This is a genomic window from Cupriavidus malaysiensis (assembly GCF_001854325.1).
Lineage (GTDB): Bacteria > Pseudomonadota > Gammaproteobacteria > Burkholderiales > Burkholderiaceae > Cupriavidus > Cupriavidus malaysiensis.
In genome coordinates, this window is the sequence record NZ_CP017754.1 from 3,283,013 (window position 1) to 3,300,927 (window position 17,915).

The window sequence follows — 17,915 nt, forward strand, 5'->3', positions numbered from 1 at the left end:
CGCGATTGTATTCCAGTCGGAGTCCGCTCGCGCCATTCTCAGGCCTGGATCTGCGGAGTACGCGATGGAACTGATCTGCTGGAACATCCAATGGGGCCGGGGCGCCGACGGTAAGGTCGACCTGGGCCGTACGGTCCGCACGCTGCAAGGAATGGCAGATGCCGACGTGCTGTGCCTGCAGGAGGTCACACGCGGCTTCAGCGACCTTGCCGGCGCCCCCGGCCTGGACCAGGTCGCCGAACTGTCGGCCCTGCTTCCCGGCTATCGCCTGCTCTTCGCACCGGGCGTGGACCGCGTCGACGCCCGCGGTGGCCCACGCCAGTTCGGCAACCTGATCGCGACCCGGCTGCCGGTGCGCGAGGTCTTCCGCCGCACCCTGCCCTGGCCCGCCGACCCCACGGTGGCATCGATGCCGCGCGTGGCCCTGGAAGTGACGCTCGAGGCCGGCGATCGTCCCCTGCGCGTGATCTGCACTCACCTCGAATATTATTCGGCAAAGCAGCGGCTGGCCCAGGCCGAGGCGCTGCGCGCCTGGCACCAGGAGGCCTGCGCCCATGCACGCCACCCGGGTCCCGGCGAGGCCGCGCCCGGGCCCTTCACGCCCGAGGCCAGGCCCAGCGCGGCCATCCTTTGCGGCGACTTCAACTGCCGCATCGATGACCCCGCCCTGCTACGGCTGCTCGCCCCCTTCGGCGACGGCGCGCCGGACTGGAGCGACGCCTGGCGGCATACCCATCCGGGCCAGGCCAATGCACCGACCTGCGCGCTCTATGACAAAGCGCAGTGGCCCGAGCCGCCCTTTGCCTGCGACTTCATGCTGGTCACGGAAGATCTGCTCGGGGACGTGGTGCGCTGCGAAGTGAACAGCCAGACGGATGCGTCCGACCACCAGCCGCTGCGCCTGACATTGGCCGCCTGAGCCCGCCCGGCAGCGGGAAGCCGGGGCGGCAACGAGCCGCCGCGGAGGGTTGCCCGCTCAGTAATCGGCTTCCTCTTCCTCGCCGCCCGTGTGCAGGGGCGTCACGCGGAAGGCGCGCAGGTATTCCATCCACTGCGGGCCGGGCAGTTCTGCCAGCGATTCCTGGACGAACTCCACCTCGCGATCGAATTCCTTGGCGGAGAAACCACCGCGCATCAGCTGGAAGCGGCAGTACATCAGGTAGGTATTGACGACGTCGGTCTCGCAGTACGCACGGATCTCGTCGAGTTGGCCGTCCTGGTAGGCCTGCCAGACCTTGCTGCCATCCATCCCCATCTTGCCGGGGAAACCGCACAGCTTGGCCAGGTCGTCCAGGGGCGCGGCGGCGCGCGGCTGGTACATGGCCAGCAGGTCCATCAGGTCGAGATGCCGCATGTGGTAGCGGCTGATGTAGTTGTTCCACTTGAAGTCGCGGCTGTCGTCGTCGCGACCCTCGCCCATCTCCCAGTAGCGGGGAGCGGCGATCCCGTGCACCAGCCCGCGGTAGTGCAGCACGGGCAGGTCGAAGCCGCCGCCGTTCCAGGACACCAGCTGGGGGCTGTAGCGCGCGATCAGGTCATAGAACTTCTGGATCAGCACGGCCTCCCCATCGTCGAGCGAGCCCAGCGAGCCGACATGGAATACCGCGCTGCCGTCGCGCTGGTTGCGCCGCAGGACGCAGGAGATCGCCACCACACGCTGCAGGTAGTGCGGCAGGAAATCACTGCCGTTCTTCTCGCGGCGAGCGGCGAAGGCTTGTTCGGCGACTTCGGCGTCGCTGAGGGAATCGGGGTGATCGTTGAGCCGGCGCAGGCCGGCGACATCGGGAACGGTCTCGATGTCGAATACCAATACAGGGGTCACAGAACAGCGTCCTTGCGCACGCCTTGCGAGGCGAAATGCCGCTTGAGCTTGACCAGCGCCTCCTGCTGGATCTGGCGCACGCGCTCGCGCGTCAGCCCCATCTCCTCGGCCAGCTCCTCCAGTGTGGCCGGCTCGATATGGTTCAGGCCGAAACGGCGTTCCACCACGTAGCGGTGTTTTTCAGAAAGCCGTGCAAGCCACAGCTTCATCAGGTTTTCCAGCTCGCGGTGCGCGACCTCCTGGTCCGGCGCGGCATTGTGCTCATCGGAAAGGAAGTCGAGCAGGCTCGAGCCAGGGTCCAGGTCGAACGGGGTATCCAGCGACGTGGTGTGCTCGTTGAGCGCCAGCACGTCCTGCACCTCGTCGGCCGTCTTGCCCAGCAGGTGGGCGATATCCTCGAGACTCGCATCGCGTCCGTCGGTGCCGCTCTTTTCGAGATGGCGCTTGGCACGCAGCACCTGGTTCAGCTCGCGGATCACGTGCACCGGCAGGCGCACCGTGCGCGCCTGGTTCATGATCGCGCGCTCGATGCTCTGGCGGATCCACCAGGTGGCATAGGTGGAGAAGCGGAAGCCGCGCGACGGGTCGAACTTCTCGATCGCGTGCATCAGGCCGAGGTTGCCTTCCTCGATCAGGTCGAGCAACGGCACGCCGCGGTTCAGGTAGCCCTTGGCGATGCTGACCACCAGGCGCAGGTTGCGCTCGATCATCACCTGGCGCGCGGAGAAGTCGCCGTCCTTGGCCAGCGTCGAGAAATGCAGTTCCTCGGGCGCCGACAGCAGCGGCTTGATGCTGATGCGATTCAGGTAGTGCTGGACGGTATCGGCCGCCAGTTCGGTATGGAGCACCGAGCGGAAATCGTCGTGCTCGGCGGGCTCGGCCTCCTCTTCTTCCTCTTCTTCGTCGTCCCGATCCGCGTCGTCGTCGTGGAGGGAGGCCTCGGCATCGTCGCCGAGCATGTCGCCGGCACCGAGCACGGCGCCACCGCCGGTGGCGATGGGCTCTTCGGTCAGGGGAATCAGTTCGGCCGCCGCGTCCACATCCTGGCCGAAAGGCTCGGCCTGAGGATCAGCCGCCGCCACGCCAGCCTTCACTTCCGGCTGCTTGGGACGACGGGTCCTGCTGGCGGTTCCGGATGAGACAGTTTTCTGGCGTGGCATGCAACCTCACTGTGGCGGTAAGTAACGCATCGGGTCAACCGGTTTCCCGTCCTTCCGGACCTCGAAATGCAGCTTGACACGGTCGGTGTCGGTGCTGCCCATTTCCGCGATCTTCTGACCCTTGCGTACCGTCGACTGCTCGGCCACAAGAATCTTGTCGTTGTTGCCGTATGCAGTTAGATATGTCTCGTTGTGCTTGATGATGACAAGATTCCCGTAGCCGCGCAAGGGGCCGACATGAATCACGCGGCCATCGTCAGCGGCTACTACCGCCTCGCCGCGCTTGCCCGCGATATCGATGCCTTTATTGGCCTTTTCGTCAAAGCGGGCGATCACCTGTCCACTGGCCGGCCAGGCCAGCCGGATGCTGCCGTCGGCCGCCGGCTGCGATGCCGCCACCGGCGGCGTGCGCACCGGTGCGGGCGGCGTCGCGGCGGCAGGCGTGCTGCCGGCGGGAGGCAGCGGCCGCGCCTGGTCGATCGGCTGGGCCTGCACGCCGGCGGCGGCGACGGGCGCAGTCGAGACACCCTGGGGCGTGCCGGCATCGGCGCCGGGCGGCACCACCCGCAACAACTGGCCGACCTCGATCTGGTTCACGTTGGCCAGATTGTTCCAGGCCGCCACGTCGCGATAGGACTGGCCGTTTTCCAGGGCGATCCGGTACAGCGTATCGCCGCGCTTGACCCGATAGTACCCGGGCGGCGGCGGCTCGAGCGGCGCTGCGGGGGCGGCGGTCGAGGTCCGGTCGACCACCGGAGCCGGCATCGGCGTCGAGGCGCAGGCCGCCAGCAAGCCGAGCAGCGAGGACGCGAGCGCGAGGCGTCCGGCGCGGGCGATGGGTTCCGATTTCACGATGTTGTGCATAGTTCGACTCAGATGGTGCCCGATTTTAAGGGCACAAAGAATACGGCTTCAAGCGCGGTCCGGTGAAAGCGATGCCGGTTCAGGCGCTCGATCAGCAGAAGCTGTTGCGTCACCGTCTGCCCGGGCCCGCCGGCCGGCGGCACCACGGCCACCGGCGCGATCAGCCGGCCGCCGACCGCGAGTTGCTCGAGCAAAGCCTGCGGCACCTCCATGCCCGCGGCCGCCAGGATGATGGCCGAGAACGGTGCCGCCTGCGGCAGTCCGAGCATGCCGTCGCCATAATGCAGCCGCAGGTTTGGCACACGCAGCGGCCGCAAATTCGCCTTGGCTTGTTCGTGCAGCGGACGGATGCGTTCAATGGAGAACACTTCGGCCGCCACCTGGCTCAGCACGGCGGCCTGGTAGCCGCAACCCGTGCCGATTTCCAGCACGCGGCCGAGCGGCTGGTCCGCGCCCAGCCCGTCGCGCAGAAGTTCGATCATGCGCGCCACCACGGAGGGCTTGGAGATCGTCTGCTGGTGGCCGATCGGCAGTGCCGCGTCTTCGTACGCCTGCGAGGCGAGGCCGGGATCGACGAACAGGTGGCGGGGCACCGCCCCGATCGCCAGCAGCACCCGCTCGTCGCGGATGCCACCCGCGCGCAGGCGCGCCGCCAACGCCCCCCGCGCGCGCTCCGAAGCCATGCCGCCGCCGCCGGCGCTGGCCGCGGTGGCACGCGCTTCCACCGCGCTGCCTGGCACGGCGGCAGGCGCCACCGGCTTGGCCCGGACCTTGCTCGTGGCGGCGGTACGCGCGCCGCCCACCGCCGGCATGCCAGCGGTACGCGCCGGGGCCGGCTTGCGCTCGACCACGGCATCCAAGGACAGGGGAAACTTCGGACGACGCGTTGGGGAGTTCATCGGTACTGCAGGCTGCGTGCGGCTGCCGTGGGAATGCCTACGGCAGCCACTGGCTGAGCTGATCCAGCTGGCCGCGATGCGTCAGGTCCAGCTGCAGCGGCGTCAGCGAGACGAAACCGTTCGCGGTGGCATGGAAATCCGTGCCTTCGCTGGCATCGCGCGCGTCGCCGGCCGGACCGATCCAGTAATTGGTTTCGCCGCGCGGGTTGACCTGCGTGATGACCGGCTGCGATGGGTGGCGCTTGCCCAGCCGCGTCGCGCGGTGGCCGCGCAGCAGCTCGTACGGCAGGTTCGGGATGTTGACGTTGAGCAGGAAGGGCTCCGCGGGCGGATTGGCAATGACACGCTCGACGATGGTACGCGCCACGCGGGCCGCGCTGTCGAGCTGGTCCCAGCCCTTGTCCACCTGCGAGAAGGCGATCGAGGGGATGCCGAACAGGTAGCCTTCGATGGCAGCTGCGACCGTGCCCGAGTAGAGCACGTCCTCGCCCATGTTCTGCCCCTGGTTGATGCCCGACACCACCAGGTCCGGCTTGTCCTGCAGCAAACCCGTCAAGGCGACGTGAACGCAGTCGGTCGGCGTGCCGTTGACGAAGCGGAAACCCTTCTGCACCCCTTCCCGCGCGTCATAGACCGACAGCGGCCGCTGCAGCGTCAGCGAGTTCGATGCGCCGCTGTGATTCTGCTCGGGCGCGATCACCGTGATGCGGCCAAGCGGGGCCAGCGCGGCATGCAGCGCCGCCAGGCCCGGCGCGAGGTAACCGTCGTCGTTTGCGAGAAGGATATGCATGGCCGCGATTGTACCCGAGGCGGGACCGCATCGCGGACCACGGGCGCCGCGCGGCGGAGGCCCGGGAAGAAACAGAACGACCGTGCTATTCTGCGCTACACTTGCCCTGCACTGCGCGGCGGCGCGTTGGCGCGGCCGGGCCGGACACACCACCGATACCACCAGAGATATCACCACCGGAGACAAGATGAAAGCCGTACTGTGCAAAGCCTGGGGACCGCCCGACTCGCTCGTGATCGAAACCCTGCCCGACCTCGTGCCGGGCGCCGGCGAAGTGGTCATCGACGTCAAGGCCGCGGGGGTCAACTTCCCCGACGTGCTCATCATCCAGAACAAGTACCAGGCCAAGCCGGCGCTGCCCTTCTCTCCGGGCTCCGAGCTGGCCGGCGTGGTCAATGCGGTCGGTGAAGGCGTGACCCACGTCAAGCCTGGCGACAAGGTCATCGCCTACCTGGGCAACGGCGCCTTCGCCTCGCAGGCCAAGGCGCCGGCCAGCGCCGTGGTGCCGATGCCGCCCGGCATCGACTTCGACACCGCGGCCGCATTCACCCTGACCTACGGCACCTCGCACCACGCGGTGGTCGACCGCGGCGAGCTCAAGGCCGGCCAGACCATGCTGGTGCTGGGTGCCGCTGGCGGCGTGGGACTTGCCGCGATCGAGATCGGCAAAGCCATCGGCGCCCGCGTGATCGCCGCCGCCTCGACCGACGAGAAGCTGGCAGTGTGCAAGGAGCACGGCGCCGACGCGCTGATCAACTACAGCACCGAAGACCTGCGCGAGCGCGTCAAGGCGCTGACCGATGGCAAGGGTCCGGATGTCATCTACGATCCGGTTGGCGGCATCTACGCCGAACCGGCCTTCCGCTCCATCGCCTGGCGCGGCCGCTACCTGGTGGTCGGCTTCGCCAACGGCGAGATCCCCAAGATCCCGCTGAACCTGGCCCTGCTCAAGGGCGCTTCGCTGGTCGGCGTGTTCTGGGGCGAGTTCGTGCGCCGCGAGCCCAAGGCCAACCAGGCCAATATGGCGCAGATGCTCGGCTGGATGAAGGAAGGCAAGATCCGCCCCCACATCTCGGCACGCTACTCCCTCGATCAGGCACCGCAGGCGCTCAAGGACATGGAAGCGCGCAAGGTGACCGGCAAGATCGTCATCGTGCCCTGAAGCCGGGCCACCGGCGCGCGGCCCTCGCCCGCCGGCCGGAAAAATAAAGGGCGCGGACTCGCATCCGCGCCCTGCCGAGGCAAGACACCTCAAAAGCTGCCGCCCTCCGCACGAGCCCTCGCGCCGGCGGTCAGCAGCCTCCCAACACCTGTCTATGTTCAGAAGCGGTGCTGCAGGCCGGCCGTCACGGCGAACTGGTTGTTGCCGTAGCCGACCAGGTCGCGCGACACGCTCACGTTGTGGCCCTGCTGCGCGGTGGCATAGGCCGCCGACAGATAGGCCGTGGTGCGCTTGGACAGTGCGTACTGGCCGCGCAGCGAGAACATGATCGGATCGCCGCCGCTCTCCTTGACGACCTGCTTGTAGACCGCGCCGTACAGCGTGAAGGCCGGCGTGAAGTCGTAGCTGGCGCCGGCCCAGTACATAGCGCTGCGCTGCGAAGCCGCCGAGGTGGTGAATGCGCGCTTGTAGTTCCGGTAGCCGGCATAGAGCTTCAGGCTGCCGAAGTCGTAGCTGGCGCCGGCATGGATGCCCTGGATATAGTCGGTGGCATCGGCCGGCGTGGTGCTGGTGCCGGCGCCGTTCTGGCGATCCCAGGTGACCACTGCGGCAAAGCCGCCGGTGCTGTAGCCGACCCCCACGTCATACTTGGACGCGCTGCGGAAGCTGCCGGCCACCTCGCCCAGCGCCACCGTGGCGCCGACCATGTACTGTCCACGCAGGACTACGCGCTGACCTGGGCCTGCCCCGGCTCGACGGGCTGGAGGTATTGCGCCGGCTGCGCCAGCGGCGCAATCCGGTGCCGGTGCTGATCCTGACCGCGCACGGCTCGGTCGAGGATTGCGTGCGCGGCCTGAACCTCGGCGCCGACGACTACCTGGCCAAGCTCTTCGACCTATCCGAACTGGAGGCACGTGCGCGAGCGCTGATCCGGCGCAGCCATGGGCATGACCGCACCGAACTGAGCTGCGGCCCGCTGCACTACGACAGCATCAGCCGCGCCTTCACGCCGCATGGCGAACTGCTCGCGCTGACCGGCCGCGAACGCGCCGTGCTGGAGGTCCTGCTGTTGCGCGACGGACGCGCCGTCAACAAGGCCGCGCTGTCGGAGAAGATCTTCGGCATCGACGAGTCCGTCAATGCGGACGCCATCGAGATCTACGTACACCGCCTGCGCAAGAAGCTGGACGGCAGCGGCGCCGCCATCGTCACGCTGCGCGGCCTGGGCTATCTGCTGGAGGCACGCGAACCCGGCGCGACGGGCGCCGGCTCATGAAGGCCGCCAGCCTGCGGCTGCAACTGTCGCTGTGGCTGCTGGTGCCGCTGCTCACCCTGCTCGCGCTCGATGCCTGGTTGACCGACCGGCGCGCCACCGCGGCCGCGCACCAGGCCTTCGACCGCACGCTGGATGCCTCGCTCAAGGCGATGCGCGAAGGCGTCAGCCTGCGCGACGGCCGCATCGAAGTGGAGCTGCCCTACCTGGCGCTTGAGGTCTTCGAGTCCGAATCGGGCTCGTGCATCTACTACCGGGTGCGCGACGAGCATGGCGAGACCGTGACCGGCTACGATGCGCTGCCGATGCCGCCGGGCAGCGACCATCCGCTCTACCAGACCGTGTTCTACGATGCCGAATTCCGCGGCGAGCCACTGCGCATGGCAGCCATCACGCTGCCCTTGCACGACGTCGGCTCCGCCCGCGCGCGCTTGGTTTGGCTGCTGGTGGCCGAGACCATCGAGCCGCGCGAACAGCTCGCCCACGAGATCCTGATCGGCTCGCTGCTGCAGGAACTGATGCTGGTGACCCTCGCGCTGGCCATCGTATGGTTCGGCGTGCGGCGGGGCCTGCGGCCCTTGCGGCGCTTGTCCGGCGCGGTCGCCGCGCGCGGCGCCGACGAGCTGGCCCCGCTCGAAGCGGCGGCGCTGCCGACCGAGGCCAAGCCGCTGGTAGTGGCGATCAACCAGTATGTGGAGCGCCTGCACCGCATGGTGCAGGCGCGCAAGCAATTCTTCGCCGACGCGGCCCACCAGCTCAAGACACCGCTGGCCATCGTCCAGGCCGAGGCGGAACTCGCGCTGCGCGAACAGGACCCCGCGGCGCTGCGAGCCCATCTCGAGCGCGTGCGCGGCTCGGTACGGCAGGCGGCCAAGGAGGTGGAACAATTACTGTCGCTGTCCCGGCTGGAACCCGATAGCGGCTACGCGCCGGAGTTGCGCCCGCTGCGGCTGGACACGCTGGCGCAGGCGGTGGCGCTGGAGTGGGCACCGCTGGCACGCCGCGATGGCGTCGACCTGGGTTTCGAGCTCGCCCAGGCGGCTGTTATCGACGGACAGGCCGAGCTGCTGCAGGAACTGCTCGGTAACCTGCTCGATAACGCCATCCGCTATGCCGGCCCGCACGCCGAGGTCACGGTGCGGGTCGGACAAGGCACGACGCACGCCGGGGACGGTGCCTGGCTGCAGGTCGTCGACAACGGGCCGGGCATCGATGCCGGCGAACGCGAGCGCGTATGCTCCCGCTTCTATCGCGGCGAGAGCGGTACCGCACGACCTGGCAGCGGCCTGGGCCTGTCGATCGTGCGGGAGATCGCGCGGCTACATCGTGCGCATGTCGACCTGGCGCCGACAGCGGGGGGCGGCCTGACCGTCACCGTGCTGTTCCCGCCGGGTCTCGGATGCGCTGACGCAAGGGACTAGCGCGGCGGACAGTTGGTGGGCGCTGCCAGCTCCTGGCGGAAGGGATCGACCTTGAGGCCGGATTCCTTGGTGCGCAGGCAGTAGCTGCCCAGTGCGCCCTGCACGCGCGCGCCACGCCCACCCGCGAACCCGGTTTCTTCATAGCCGCTCGTACGCCCGGCCGCGTCCATGCCGGCAGCCAGGCGCTGCGATGCCGACGCGGCCGCATCGGAGGCGCCCCGGGCAAAGCGTGCCGCGCCGCGCTGGGCACTCCGCGCAAGATTCTCCTGGAGCGGGTCCGTGCCGCGCGCCATGGAATCGGATACGGGCTCGGAGGACAGGCGGGGACGTACCAGGGACACGGCGCGCCCATCCGCAGGCAGCGCCGCAGGAGGCCCCGGTGGGGGCAGCATGATCGCGGTCGAAGATGGCGGTGCCGGCGCGACACTGCGCACGGATGCCGCCGGCCGGGCCGGAGTCGCGCCCGGTGCCGGTCGTGCCGCCTGCACGGCAGGCGGCGGCGCAGGCGACGGGCGCAACTGCACCCACTGCAAGGCGGGCCGCCGCTGCGCCGGCGCGATCGCGCGATCCGCCGCCCCCGGCCAGGGCAAGGTACCCAGCAGCCAGGCATGGCCCAGCAGTACGAGTGCGACCACTCCCGCACGCCGCCAGCGCCGCCGGAGCGGCCGGCCGGAGCGTGGCGCCGGCAAGCTCAGCGCCGCCACGTCGCACCGTGCCAGGCGTTCATCGAAGCACCTCCGGGGAGATCGGACTCAAGGAGACTCGATTCTACGGACGGCCTGGCGCCAGCCGGGGGCAAGCGAGCAATTTATAACAATTTCCCCGGCGCTTGCGGGTCGGGGCGCGGCGCTCAGCATGCGGAGCCGGCCATGCCGGCCCCGCATGCGCGGGATCACAGTTTCTCGGTCTCGCCGCTGCGCGGCTGCCAGCGCATCAGCCGTTTCTCGCCGAGACCGACGATCCCGTCGAGCACCAGGGCGAACGCAGTCAGCACGACGATGCCGGCGAACACCGTGTTGATGTCGAAGGTCCCTTCCGCCTGCAGGATCAGGTAGCCGACGCCGCTGGCCGAGCCCAGGTACTCGCCCACCACCGCGCCCACGAAGGCCAGGCCCACCGAGGTGTGCAGCGAGGAGAAGACCCAGCTGGTCGCGCTCGGCAGGTAGACGTGGCGCAGCAGCTGCTGCCGGTTGGCGCCGAGCATGCGCGCGTTGGCCAGCACCACCGGGCTTACCTCCTTGACGCCCTGGTAGACGTTGAAGAAGACGATGAAGAAGACCAGTGTCACCGCCAGCGCCACCTTGGACCAGATGCCCAGCCCGAACCACACGCCGAAGATCGGCGCGAGGATCACGCGCGGCATGGAATTCGCGGCCTTGATGTAGGGATCGAGCACGGCCGAGGCGAACGGGCTCAGCGCCAGCCACAAGCCGACACCCAGCCCGCTCGCGGTGCCGATGCCGAAGGCGAGCACGGTCTCGGCCAGCGTCACGCCGAGATGCAGGTAGATGTCGCGCTCGACGACGAACCAGCTCCAGATACGCTGCGCGACCACCAGCGGCTCGCCGAAGAAGAAGGCAACCTGCTGCGAGCGCGTGGCCGCGTGCCAGATGCCCAGGATCACCACCAGGAGCAGCAGCTGCCAGATGCGCAGCATGCCTTGCGAGTCTTTGCGGAATGCCATGACTGTTCGGATTCGGTTGTTGCCGCGGCCTCAGGCCGCGTTGCGCTGCTGGGCGTAGCCCTTGAGCACTTCCTCGCGCAGCACGTCCCAGATGGCGGCGTGCAGTTCGACGAAGCGCGCATGGTTGCGGATCTCGGCCACGTCGCGCGGACGCGGCAGGTCGATGGTGAACTCGCCGATCGGATGCGTGCCCGGACCGGCCGACAGCACCACCACACGATCGCTCATGGCGATCGCTTCGTCGAGGTCGTGGGTGATGAACAGCACCGCCTTGCGCTTGGCGGCCCACAGTTCGAGCACCTCGTTTTCCATCAGCTGCCGCGTCTGGATATCGAGCGCCGAGAACGGCTCGTCCATCAGGATGATGTCGGGGTCGAGCACCAGGGTCTGGGCCAGGCTGACGCGCTTGCGCATGCCGCCCGACAGCTGATGGGGATAGCGGTCGCCGAAACCGCCCAGGCCGACGCGGCGCAGCCAGTGCTCGCCCTGCTCGAGGGCCTGCGCGCGCGGCATGCCGCGGAACTCGAGGCCGGCGGCGACGTTGTCGAGGGCGCTGCGCCAGGGCATCAGCGCCTCCGCCTGGAACATGTAGCCGGCGCGCCGGTTGATGCCGGTCAGCCGCTCGCCGAAGACGCGCACCTCGCCGCTGGAGGGCTGCAGCAGGCCGGCACCGACGTTGAGCAGCGTGGACTTGCCGCAGCCGGTGGGACCCACCACGGAAACGAACTCACCTGGCTGCACGTCCAGGGTCACGTCGCGGACGGCGGTATAGCGCTGGCTGCGGTCGTCGCGCGAGACGAAGGTGCAGGTGACGTTAGCAAGGGAAAGTGCGGGAGTACTCATGGATTTCCATCGGAATGCGCCGCCATGCGGCGCCGGGTGCTGAGCAAGGGGCTGCACGGCGCGGCGGCTGCCGCAGGCACGGCAGCACGCCGCGCGCGCTTACCGGCCCTGCTCGCCCTGCCCTGCCTTACTTGTACCTGGCGTTGGCCTTCTGCACGAAGGCATTGGTGTAGGTAGTGTCGAGCTTGATGTTCTTTCCGCGGATCTCGGCGTCGAACTGCTGCAGCGTGTTCAGGGCCGTGCGCGGACCGTCGGCCGGCATGGTGCCGTCCGGCGAGATGGCTTCGCGCACCTTCTCCCACGCCGCCAGGTAGAGCGCCCGGTCACCCAGCAGATAGCTTTCCGGCACCGTCTTGACGATATCCGACGGGCCCGCCTTCTGCAGCCACTTGAGCGCGCGCACCATGGCGTTGGCCATGGCCTGCGTGGTGTTCGGGTTCTGCTGGATGAAAGCGGTCGACGCATAGAGGCAGCCGGCCGGCATATTGCCGCCGAACACCGCCTGCGTTTCCTTCAGCGTGCGGGTATCCGAGGCGATCTTGACCTCGTCCTTCTGCGTCAGCATCGAGATCACCGGATCGAGGTTGGCCATCGCGTCGATCTGGCCCGAGCGCATCGCCGCCACCGCGCCCGCGCTGGCGCCTACGCCGATGAAGGACACGTCGCTCGGTTTCAGGCCGGCCTTGGCCAGGACGAAGTTGACCATGATGTTGGTGGACGAGCCCGGCGCGGTCACACCGATCTTCTTGCCCCTCAGGTCGGCGATCGACTTGTAGTTGGGCATGGTCTTGTTCGACACCACCAGCACGATCTGCGGCGCGCGGCCCTGCAGCACGAACTCCTGGTACTGCTGGCCCTTGGCCTGCAGTGCCAGCGTGTGTTCGTAGGCTCCCGAGACGACATCGGCGCTGCCGCCCACCACCGCCTGCAGTGCCTTGGCGCCGCCGGCGAAATCGACGATCTGCACGTCCAGGCCTTCGTCCTTGAAATAGCCCAGGCGCTCCGCGATGGTCAGCGGCAGGTAATAGAACAGGTTCTTGCCGCCCACGGCGATGGTGACCTTGCTCTTCTCCAGCTTGGCCTGCGCCATCGCACTGCCCCCGGCGCACAGGCCGGCCACGGCCAATGACAGCGCCAGCAGGACGCGCCTGCGTGAATTCTTGTTATCCATGCTCTCTCCTACCTGTTTTGTACCCGGAAGCGCCGCTGCGCGGCAGAATGCGATGCTACGCGAGTGCCTTGCCAGCCGCATCGGGATATTCACCTAGTCGCGCCGAATGCCGCTGCCTGGCGACGCCATCGCGCGGCCGGGCCAGGCTGACGATACCCGGCAAGCCTTTCGGAAGGCTTGCCTCGGTGCATTCATTCCGCGCTCATTCCGCACTCATTCGGCGTGGATGTCGGCGCTCTTGATCACCTTGGCCCAGCGTGCCAGTTCGCCGCGCTGGTACTGCGCCAGTTGCTGCGGCCCCATGAACTGGGCTTCGGCCCCCATTTCCTCGGCCTTGGCGCGGAACGCGTCGCTGCGCATGATCTTCTCGATCTCGGCCGCCAGCTTGTCGATCACCGGCTTGGGCGTACCGGCCGGCGCGTACATGGCGAACCAGGACGACACCTCGAGGTCGGGATAGCCCGCCTCCGGCGCCGATGGCACGTCCTTCAGGCTGGGCAGCCGTTTCTTGCTCGTCACCACCAGCGGGCGCAGCTTGCCGGCCTGGATATGCCCCATCAGCGGCGGCGGCGTGGTGATGGTCAGGTCCACCGAGCCGCCGAGCAGATCGGTCATGGCGGGGCCGGTGCCCTTGTAGGGCACGTGCGTGATCTCGATGCCGGCCATCTGCTTGAGCAGCTCGGTCGAGACATGCTGCAGGGAGCCGTTGCCCGAGGAGGCGTAGTTCAGCTTATCGGGGTGCGCCTTGGCGTAGGCAACCAGCTCCTTGAGCGACTTCACCGGCAGGCCCGGCCGCACCACCAGCACCTGGGGCGCCGACAGCACGTTGGCCACCGGCGCGAAGTCCTTGACCGGATCCCAGCTCAGGTTCTTCACCAGCAGCGGCGTGATGACGTGGAAGCCCGAGTACTGCAGCAGCAGCGTGTAGCCGTCCGGCCTGGCGCGAGCGACGAGCTGCGCGGCGATGCTGCCGGCACCACCCGGCCGGTTGTCGACCACCACCGGCTGGCCCAGCGCCTTGGCCAGCGGCTCGGCGATCATGCGCGCCGCGATGTCCGTGGTGCCCCCGGCGGCGGCCGACACCACCAGCGTGACGTTGCGGCTCGGATAGGCACCATCCTGGGCAAGAACCGGCCGCGCGGCGAAGCTGCCGGCGCCGGCAAGGGCCAGCCATGCCAGTGCACCGGACAGGCGCCGGCGACGGCCGGCAAGCATCGCGTCGGCCCGCGCCTTGGCAGCGGGAATTGCGGGAATCGGGGTCTGCATGCGCGTCTCCTGTCTCTTTGATTGTCTGTTTATCTGTTGGTCTGCCTGCACCTGCCTGCACCTGCCTGCACCTGCCTGCGCCAGCCTTGGCCAGCCGGCCCTCGGCCGTCTCCGGCGCCGGGCGCGCTCCTCTGCGGTACCCGCCGCAGCGGGCAAGCTCCCGCGGGCAGCATGGGATTCAGGCGGCGCCGGCCGCAGCGAAATGCGCGGCCAGCCAATCCGGCGGCCGGTGCGTGCGCAGGCGCGGGCCGGCTCGCAGCAGCTGGCTGCCGGGATCGCGCCCGATCATGTCCGGCAGCCCGGCCACGGCCTGCAGCAGGCGGCCGAGATCCACGCCGGTTTCCACGCCCATGGCGGCGAACATATGGACCAATTCCTCGGTGCTGACATTACCGCTCGCGCCCGGCGCGTACGGACAGCCGCCCAGCCCACCGGCAGCGGCATCGAAGCGTGTCACGCCGGCCTGCCAGGCGGCCAGCGCGTTGGCCAGACCCATGCCGCGCGTGTTATGCAGGTGGATGGTCAGGGCGGCGGCCGGCAGCCGCGCCTGGAACGCCATGCACAGGTGCGCGACCTGGTCGGGATAGGCCATGCCGGTGGTGTCGCACAGCGTGATGCCCGCCGCGCCGGCCTCGGCCAGGCGCTGCGCCAGCGCCAGCACCTCGGCATCGTCCACCTCGCCCTCGAAGGGGCAGCCGAACACCGTCGACAAGGACACGTTGGCCGGCACCCCGGCCTTGCCCGCCTCGGCGATCATCGCTTCGAGCTGGGCCAGCGACTGCGCGCGCGTCATGCGCAGGTTGGCACGGTTGTGGGTCTCGCTGGCCGACATCACCAGGTTCAGCTCGTCGGGCGCACACGACAGCGCGCGCTCCAGCCCGCGCAGGTTGGGCACCAGCGCGGTGTAGCGCACGCCGGGGACGCGCTGCATGCGGTGCATCACGGCCTCGGCATCGGCGAGCGCGGGGATGGCCCGCGCCGAGGTGAAAGAGGTTGCCTCGATGCGGGCGAAGCCGCAGGCGGACAAGGCGTCGACAAAGCCCAGCTTGGCCTCGGTCGGCACCACCAGCGGCTCGATCTGCAGCCCGTCGCGCGGCGCCACTTCGTTGATCTCGACGTGCGCCGCGCCGCGCACGAACGCGGCGGCATTCATGCGATCACCCCGCGTGCACGCAGGTCGGCAATGGTGGCGGCGTCGAAGCCGGCCTGCGCCAGCACCGTGTCGGTGTGCTCGCCGAGCCGGGGCGCGCGCTCCCGGATCGCACCCGGGCTGGCGGAGAGCTTGGGCATGATGCCCGGCACCTCCACCGACAGGCCACCGGCCGAGGTGACCTGCTCGATCACCCCGCGCGCACGGTAGTGCGGGTCTTCGGCAATATCCTTGACCGTATAGATGCGTCCGGACGGCACCTCGGCGGCGCGCAGCACGGCCAGCGCGGCTTCCACGGTCTGCGTGCGCGTCCACGCCGCGATGGCGGCGTCGATCTCGTCGACGCGCTGGACGCGGCCGTCGTTGCGCGCGAGTGCCGGATCCTCGGCCAGGTCCGGGCGGCCGATACCGTGCATCAGGCGCTTGAAGATGGCGTCGCCGTTGGCCGCCACCAGCACGTACTCGCCGCTGGCGCAGGGGTAGGCATTGGAGGGCGCAATGCCCGGCAGCGCACCGCCGGCCGGCTGGCGCACGGCGCCGAAAGCCGAATACTCGGGCAGCAGGCTCTCGCTCAGGTTGAACAGCGACTCGTACAGCGCCACGTCGATCACCTGGCCCTGGCCGCCGCGCGCATCGCGCTCGTAGAGCGCCAGCAGTACGCCGAGCGCCCCATGCAGCCCGGCGATGGTGTCGCCCAGCGACAGCCCGGCGCGCACCGGCGCACGGCCCGGCTCGCCGGTCAGGTGGCGCAGGCCGGCCATGGCCTCGGCGACTGCGGCGAAGCCCGGCTCGTCCTTCTTCGGCCCGGTCTGCCCGTAGCCCGACACGCGCAGCATGATCAGGCGCGGATTCAGCGCGTGCAGGGCTTCGGGGCCCAGTCCCCATTTCTCCATCGTGCCGGGGCGGAAGTTCTCGATCAGCACGTCGGCCCCGGCGGCCAGCTTGCGCACCAGGTCCTGCCCTTCCGGCTGGCGCAGGTCGACGCAGACCGATTGCTTGTTGCGCGACTGGGCTTCCCACCAGACCGAGGTGCCCTCATGCAGCATGCGCCATTTGCGCAGCGGATCGCCCTGGCCGGGCGGCTCGACCTTGATGATCTGTGCGCCGAAGTCGGCCAATGTCTTGGCGGCGAACGGGCCGGCGATCAATTGCCCGAGTTCCAGTACCCGGATGCCTTCGAGGATCTGTCGCGTCATGGGATTCCTGCGGTGGGTGGGGCGCGCTTGCCGCGTCGCGATCCGCAGCGCGGAACGGGCGGAGGCACCGATGCAATGGGGCGCAGTGTGCCGCAGCCCTTCGGGGCGGGGAATCGGCAATCGGTGAAGCGGGCTTTCTCGGAATGCGAAAGGCCGTCGACGCCACGGCCCCGACGATCGGACGACCGGGCGGCCGCGCAGGCGCCCGCCCCGGCGAAGCGGCTCAGCCCGGACGTGCGCCCGGACGCTGCACGGCGCTCAGAACGGCGCCCGGTCTCCGCACAGGTGGGAAATCAGCAGCCGTCCCGACACGGTCAGGCCGGCCGGGTCACGCATGCCGATCAGCAGCGAGCGCCGCGCCCAGGCATCCTGCAGTGGCACCAGCGACAAACCCATGGACTTGACGTGCGGCTCGGCCGCGATGCGCGGCAGCACACCCACGCCCAGGCCGGCCATCACCATGCGGCACATGGCGTCGAAGCTGCGCACCTGGATGCGCAGGCGGAACGGGCGGTCCAGCCGGCTGCTCTCCTCGAGCAGGCGCGCGGCCAGCGAAGTCACCTGCGGCAGGCTGACGAAGTCGAATTCGAGGGTGTCGGCATAGCGCACCGGTCCGCGCGTGGAGAGCGGGTGGCCCGGCGGCGTGACCAGCACCAGCTCGTCCTGGCGGTATTCGACCGTGACCAGCCCCTCGCACGGCGTGCGGTCGGCGAAGATGCCGACATCGGCGCGGTTCTCCACCAGCGCGGCCACGATCTCGCTGCTGTTGAGCTCCTCCAGTTCGATGCGGATGGTCGGGTGCATCCGCATGAAGGTGGCAAGGTCGTCGGGCAGGAACTGGGTGATGGCCGAGGTATTGGCGCAGACCCGCACCTGCCCGCGCACGCCGCTGGCGTAGTCCGACATGACGCCGGCCATGCGCTCGACGTCCTGCAGAATGGTCAGGGCGTGATGGAAACAGGCCTGGCCAGCCTCGGTCAGCTGGACGCCGGAAGCCCGGCGGAAGAACAGCGGCGCGCCGACCGCGGCCTCCAGGTCGGAGATGCGCTTGCTGGCGGCCGCCACGGCCAGGTGCGACTGGCGCGCCCCGGCCGAGATACTGCCCTGCCGGGCCACCGCGACGAACAGGCCGAGCGTGACGAGGTCGAAGCGCGCGAGATTCATGCCGGCGCGCGCTGGGCCGGGGCCGGCGGGTGGCTGGGCATCGGCATGGA

16 protein-coding genes and 2 pseudogenes are annotated in these 17,915 nt (G+C 69.1%); 4 read left to right on the top strand and 14 right to left on the bottom strand.

The window, feature by feature from the left end; all coding sequences use genetic code 11:
* Positions 1-64 precede the first annotated feature (64 nt).
* A complete protein-coding gene (locus BKK80_RS14815) occupies positions 65-919 on the top strand; it encodes an endonuclease/exonuclease/phosphatase family protein (protein ID WP_071038185.1) in 855 nt (284 codons plus the stop codon).
* Positions 920-976: 57 nt separating this feature from the next.
* Here BKK80_RS14815 and BKK80_RS14820 read toward each other — a convergent pair whose 3' ends face one another.
* The 5 genes from BKK80_RS14820 to surE are packed head-to-tail and all read right to left on the bottom strand — an operon-like array spanning position 977 to position 5,535.
* A complete protein-coding gene (locus BKK80_RS14820) occupies positions 977-1,822 on the bottom strand; it encodes a 3'-5' exonuclease (RefSeq protein WP_071013963.1) in 846 nt (281 codons plus the stop codon).
* The gene (rpoS, locus tag BKK80_RS14825; protein WP_071013966.1) at positions 1,819-2,982 is read right to left on the bottom strand and encodes an RNA polymerase sigma factor RpoS; all 1,164 of its coding nucleotides are present in this window, start codon (positions 2,980-2,982) and stop codon (positions 1,819-1,821) included. Before rpoS ends, BKK80_RS14820 begins: the two co-directional genes overlap by 4 nt.
* Positions 2,983-2,988: 6 nt before the next feature.
* A complete protein-coding gene (locus tag BKK80_RS14830) occupies positions 2,989-3,846 on the bottom strand; it encodes a peptidoglycan DD-metalloendopeptidase family protein (RefSeq protein ID WP_071038184.1) in 858 nt (285 codons plus the stop codon).
* Positions 3,847-3,854: 8 nt separating this feature from the next.
* Positions 3,855-4,745 carry a protein-L-isoaspartate(D-aspartate) O-methyltransferase gene (locus BKK80_RS14835; RefSeq protein ID WP_071013971.1) on the bottom strand — a complete coding sequence of 297 codons (891 nt, stop codon included), beginning with the start codon at positions 4,743-4,745 and terminating at the stop codon, positions 3,855-3,857.
* Between the two features lie 37 nt (positions 4,746-4,782).
* The gene (gene surE / locus BKK80_RS14840) at positions 4,783-5,535 is read right to left on the bottom strand and encodes a 5'/3'-nucleotidase SurE (protein WP_071013974.1); all 753 of its coding nucleotides are present in this window, start codon (positions 5,533-5,535) and stop codon (positions 4,783-4,785) included.
* A 187-nt stretch (positions 5,536-5,722) separates the two neighbouring features.
* Between surE and BKK80_RS14845 the strand changes: the two genes are divergently transcribed.
* Entirely contained in the window at positions 5,723-6,697 is a 975-nt protein-coding gene (locus tag BKK80_RS14845) for an NADPH:quinone oxidoreductase family protein (protein WP_071013976.1), read from the top strand.
* 158 nt (positions 6,698-6,855) lie between these two features.
* On the opposite strand, the pseudogene BKK80_RS14850 reads toward BKK80_RS14845, so the two are convergent.
* Positions 6,856-7,413, bottom strand: a pseudogene (locus tag BKK80_RS14850) (porin); the annotation flags it as partial.
* Between BKK80_RS14850 and BKK80_RS14855 the strand changes: the two are divergent.
* Together BKK80_RS14855 and BKK80_RS14860 are read left to right on the top strand one after the other, a co-directional pair.
* A pseudogene (locus BKK80_RS14855) lies at positions 7,342-7,973 on the top strand (winged helix-turn-helix domain-containing protein). The pseudogenes BKK80_RS14850 and BKK80_RS14855 sit on opposite strands and share 72 nt — an antisense overlap.
* Positions 7,970-9,391, top strand: a complete 1,422-nt coding sequence (locus BKK80_RS14860) for a sensor histidine kinase (protein ID WP_071070088.1) — start codon at positions 7,970-7,972, stop codon at positions 9,389-9,391. Before BKK80_RS14855 ends, BKK80_RS14860 begins: the two are co-directional and overlap by 4 nt.
* On the opposite strand, the gene BKK80_RS14865 is transcribed toward BKK80_RS14860, so the two are convergent.
* The 8 genes from BKK80_RS14865 to BKK80_RS14900 form a co-directional block, all read right to left on the bottom strand.
* Complete coding sequence (locus BKK80_RS14865) at positions 9,388-9,732, bottom strand: hypothetical protein (protein WP_157903242.1); 345 nt, start codon at positions 9,730-9,732, stop codon at positions 9,388-9,390. The two genes, BKK80_RS14860 and BKK80_RS14865, sit on opposite strands and share 4 nt — an antisense overlap.
* Before the next feature lie 551 nt (positions 9,733-10,283).
* The gene (locus BKK80_RS14870; protein ID WP_071013989.1) at positions 10,284-11,075 is read right to left on the bottom strand and encodes an ABC transporter permease; all 792 of its coding nucleotides are present in this window, start codon (positions 11,073-11,075) and stop codon (positions 10,284-10,286) included.
* Positions 11,076-11,105: 30 nt separating this feature from the next.
* Entirely contained in the window at positions 11,106-11,918 is an 813-nt protein-coding gene (locus tag BKK80_RS14875) for an ABC transporter ATP-binding protein (RefSeq protein WP_071070091.1), read from the bottom strand.
* 127 nt (positions 11,919-12,045) lie between these two features.
* Entirely contained in the window at positions 12,046-13,089 is a 1,044-nt protein-coding gene (locus BKK80_RS14880; RefSeq protein ID WP_071013994.1) for an ABC transporter substrate-binding protein, read from the bottom strand.
* 213 nt (positions 13,090-13,302) lie between these two features.
* Positions 13,303-14,304, bottom strand: coding sequence for a Bug family tripartite tricarboxylate transporter substrate binding protein (locus BKK80_RS14885; protein WP_071016469.1), 1,002 nt, complete (start codon positions 14,302-14,304; stop codon positions 13,303-13,305).
* Positions 14,305-14,533: 229 nt separating this feature from the next.
* On the bottom strand, positions 14,534-15,508 hold the full coding sequence (locus BKK80_RS14890) for a hydroxymethylglutaryl-CoA lyase (protein ID WP_071070093.1): 975 nt from the start codon (positions 15,506-15,508) through the stop codon (positions 14,534-14,536).
* Positions 15,505-16,701: a CaiB/BaiF CoA transferase family protein gene (locus BKK80_RS14895; RefSeq protein WP_071014000.1), complete on the bottom strand. Its 1,197-nt coding sequence runs from the start codon at positions 16,699-16,701 to the stop codon at positions 15,505-15,507. Before BKK80_RS14895 ends, BKK80_RS14890 begins: the two co-directional genes overlap by 4 nt.
* Positions 16,702-16,959: 258 nt before the next feature.
* Entirely contained in the window at positions 16,960-17,865 is a 906-nt protein-coding gene (locus tag BKK80_RS14900; RefSeq protein WP_071014003.1) for a LysR family transcriptional regulator, read from the bottom strand.
* Between the last annotated feature and the right edge of the window lie 50 nt (positions 17,866-17,915).

Excerpts from the sequence above, each read along its gene's own strand:
- BKK80_RS14815 (WP_071038185.1), top strand. The coding sequence starts at position 65 with ATGGAACTGATCTGCTGGAACATCCAATGGGGCCGGGGCGCCGACGGT.
- rpoS (WP_071013966.1), bottom strand. The coding sequence starts at position 2,982 with ATGCCACGCCAGAAAACTGTCTCATCCGGAACCGCCAGCAGGACCCGT.
- BKK80_RS14830 (WP_071038184.1), bottom strand. The coding sequence starts at position 3,846 with ATGCACAACATCGTGAAATCGGAACCCATCGCCCGCGCCGGACGCCTC.
- BKK80_RS14835 (WP_071013971.1), bottom strand. The coding sequence starts at position 4,745 with ATGAACTCCCCAACGCGTCGTCCGAAGTTTCCCCTGTCCTTGGATGCC.
- surE (WP_071013974.1), bottom strand. The coding sequence starts at position 5,535 with ATGCATATCCTTCTCGCAAACGACGACGGTTACCTCGCGCCGGGCCTG.
- BKK80_RS14845 (WP_071013976.1), top strand. The coding sequence starts at position 5,723 with ATGAAAGCCGTACTGTGCAAAGCCTGGGGACCGCCCGACTCGCTCGTG.
- BKK80_RS14860 (WP_071070088.1), top strand. The coding sequence starts at position 7,970 with ATGAAGGCCGCCAGCCTGCGGCTGCAACTGTCGCTGTGGCTGCTGGTG.
- BKK80_RS14870 (WP_071013989.1), bottom strand. The coding sequence starts at position 11,075 with ATGGCATTCCGCAAAGACTCGCAAGGCATGCTGCGCATCTGGCAGCTG.
- BKK80_RS14875 (WP_071070091.1), bottom strand. The coding sequence starts at position 11,918 with ATGAGTACTCCCGCACTTTCCCTTGCTAACGTCACCTGCACCTTCGTC.
- BKK80_RS14880 (WP_071013994.1), bottom strand. The coding sequence starts at position 13,089 with ATGGATAACAAGAATTCACGCAGGCGCGTCCTGCTGGCGCTGTCATTG.
- BKK80_RS14885 (WP_071016469.1), bottom strand. The coding sequence starts at position 14,304 with ATGCTTGCCGGCCGTCGCCGGCGCCTGTCCGGTGCACTGGCATGGCTG.
- BKK80_RS14890 (WP_071070093.1), bottom strand. The coding sequence starts at position 15,508 with ATGAATGCCGCCGCGTTCGTGCGCGGCGCGGCGCACGTCGAGATCAAC.
- BKK80_RS14895 (WP_071014000.1), bottom strand. The coding sequence starts at position 16,701 with ATGACGCGACAGATCCTCGAAGGCATCCGGGTACTGGAACTCGGGCAA.
- BKK80_RS14900 (WP_071014003.1), bottom strand. The coding sequence starts at position 17,865 with ATGAATCTCGCGCGCTTCGACCTCGTCACGCTCGGCCTGTTCGTCGCG.